At 42.8% G+C, this 1,997-nt stretch carries 1 protein-coding gene; it reads left to right on the forward strand.

Annotated features, from left to right (window positions below; genetic code table 11):
* Nucleotides 1-308: 308 nt before the first annotated feature.
* Nucleotides 309-1,679, forward strand: a complete 1,371-nt coding sequence (locus AAC033_RS19100) for an alpha-L-fucosidase (protein ID WP_339741180.1) — start codon at nucleotides 309-311, stop codon at nucleotides 1,677-1,679.
* Nucleotides 1,680-1,997: the final 318 nt, after the last annotated feature.

Below are 1,997 nucleotides of genomic sequence, written 5' to 3' on the forward strand. Positions count from 1 at the left end.
CCATGCCGATGCTTTTTGCCTAAAATGGCTAAGAGACTTTCTGAAGCGGGAAACAACCATCGTTAAGATAATAAGCAATAGGGGCAATTTGATGTGGTGAGTTCTTTTGTGACGATCAATAAATAGCCAATACTTTAAAATATGCAACAAGATTTTATTTAAATTGCAATGAAATTCAGGATGTTCATCTTTATTTTATCAATTTTAGGAGCGTTTCCTTACTCTGGTTCCCGAAATATTTATGGTAATGGTGACCAAATTCGTTGATCGAATGGATAAAATTAATGGATTTTTTAAACTAAACTAAAATGAAACAACGACTACTTTTTTTGATGTTGACGGCATTTCTTAGTCAAAACGCCTTTTCCCAGCAAAAAATCTGGAATGAAACTGAAGAAGAAAAAACCGAACGGCTTCAATGGTGGACCGATGCCCGTTTCGGAATGTTCATTCACTGGGGCTTGTATGCGCAAGCTGCCCGCCACGAGTGGGTGAAAAAACGTGAGCGGATTTCGGATGAAGATTACCAGAAGTATTTCGAGCTTTTTAATCCCGATTTATTCGATCCAACCGAATGGGCAAAAAAAGCAAAAGCTGCCGGAATGAAGTATGCCGTAATTACCACCAAACATCATGAGGGTTTTTGCATGTTCGAATCGGATTTTACCGATTATAATATCATGAACACCCCTTACGGAAAAGATATTATTAAGCAGTGGGTTGAAGCATTCCGGGCTGAAGGGCTTGGAGTTGGATTCTACTATTCACTCATCGACTGGCACCATCCGGAATATACGATAGATAGGGTGCATCCGCAAAGCGCCAATACGCAGGAAGAGTACGATCAACTGAATGAAGGCCGCGATATGGCTGTTTACCGCGATTACCTGAAAAACCAGGTGCGCGAAATCCTGACCAATTACGGTAAGATTGACGTTCTCTGGCTCGATTACTCGTTTCCCGGTCAGTTTGGAAAAGGCCGCGATGATTGGGGCTCGGTGGAACTGATAAAAATGGTTAGAGAATTGCAACCAGAAATTCTGGTGAATGATCGGCTCGATTTGAAAGACTACTGGGGTGGATGGGATTTCACCACACCCGAACAGTTTAAAGTACAAAGCTGGCCCGAGGTTGACGGGAAGAAAATTCCGTGGGAAACCTGCCAGACCTTCTCCGGTTCGTGGGGTTATTACCGCGATGAACATACCTGGAAAGACAACAAGCAGCTTTTAGTTTTGCTTATCGAGTCGGTAAGTAAAGGTGGCAACGTATTACTAAATGTAGGTCCAACCGCACGGGGCACATTCGATCACCGGGCAGATGAAGCTTTGGCCGGGATGGGCGAGTGGATGAAATTCAATGACCGTTCCATTTATGGTTGCACCCAGGCGCCCAAAGATTTTGAAGTCCCGGAACATACAATTTTAACTTACAATCCTGAAACCAATCGTCTCTATATTCATTTACTCGATTATCCCATAACCAATTTCAGATTGCCCGGATATAAAGGAAAGGTGAAATATGCCCAGTTCCTTCATGATGCATCTGAAATAAATATCACCGCTCCATATGGGCATCAAATGCAGGGAAGCATAGCCACAGAGAATGACCTAAACCTTCGGTTGCCGGTCAATAAACCCAATGTCGAAATTCCGGTTATTGAAGTGTTTCTGAAATGATCTGTTTATATTTTAACCTTGCGGACCTGAAAGTCTTGCCGGGAAATGTACGGCATAATCTGACTAGCGTCCTGCGCAATACCGACTCTCTGCCGGATGGCACAGTCCATCTTGAAGACATCGATACAATATCAAACGTAAGAAAATAGCTATGAAACATCCATTCGTTCCTTTAGCTGCATTTTTATTGGTAGGTATATCTTCAGGTTGCAGCAATGAAAAGGAACCCGACAAAGAGGATAGAAAGCCCAACATTCTTTTCCTATTTGCTGATGATCAAAGAGCAGATGCCTTGGGATGCGCAGGGAATACCTACAT

Origin of the sequence: uncultured Sunxiuqinia sp., assembly GCF_963974515.1 — a bacterium.
Lineage (GTDB): Bacteria > Bacteroidota > Bacteroidia > Bacteroidales > Prolixibacteraceae > Sunxiuqinia.

What these genes read in the sequence shown, in the direction of transcription:
- AAC033_RS19100 (WP_339741180.1), top strand. Translation starts at nt 309, where the DNA reads ATGAAACAACGACTACTTTTTTTGATGTTGACGGCATTTCTTAGTCAA.